The 519-nt window shown below is 66.1% G+C and carries 1 protein-coding gene; it reads right to left on the reverse strand.

The window, feature by feature from the left end:
• Window positions 1-212 (reverse strand): 2-oxoglutarate dehydrogenase E1 subunit family protein (locus A5681_RS22545; RefSeq protein WP_156738106.1); only part of this gene is annotated, 212 nt, incomplete at its 3' end.
• Window positions 213-519 lie beyond the last annotated feature (307 nt).

Below are 519 nucleotides of genomic sequence, written 5' to 3' on the forward strand. Positions count from 1 at the left end.
GGCGCGGGCGTTGCCTGCGGGGGGCTCGCGGCGGCCTGGCCGTCGCCGGCGGCCGCGGCGGTCGAGGGGGACTCGCCGGTCGGCTCGGGGTTGTAGTCGACGAGGAACTCGTGCCAGCTCGGATCGACCGAGGACGGGTCGTCGCGGAACTTGCGGTACATCTCCTCGACCAGCCATTCGTTTTGCCCGAATGGTGAACTTATGTTGCTCACGACCGCTGTTCGCCTCAATTCCTCTGTACTGCAAGCGCTTTTAGCAGTTGCTGCGCGGCGCCCGCACGTTTGTCGACCCCGGAGTGTGGAGCATGTCACACCAGTGGCGATGCTCAACGTTTCCGCCCTATAAAGGCTAACCTTTCGCCAGCAATTCGCCAGGGAGACGGGGGTAGGAGGGGAACGCCGTTCGCTAGCCGGCTTCGTGGAAGGGCGGTACCAGGTGCAGCGCGCGCGGCCAGCGCACCGGTGGGGCGCCGAACGCGCGGTTGGCGTTGCGGACGATCTTCCTGCCGGCGAAATAGTT

Origin of the sequence: Mycobacterium scrofulaceum (assembly GCF_001667885.1) — a bacterium.
In the GTDB taxonomy this organism is placed as follows: Bacteria; Actinomycetota; Actinomycetes; order Mycobacteriales; family Mycobacteriaceae; genus Mycobacterium; species Mycobacterium scrofulaceum_C.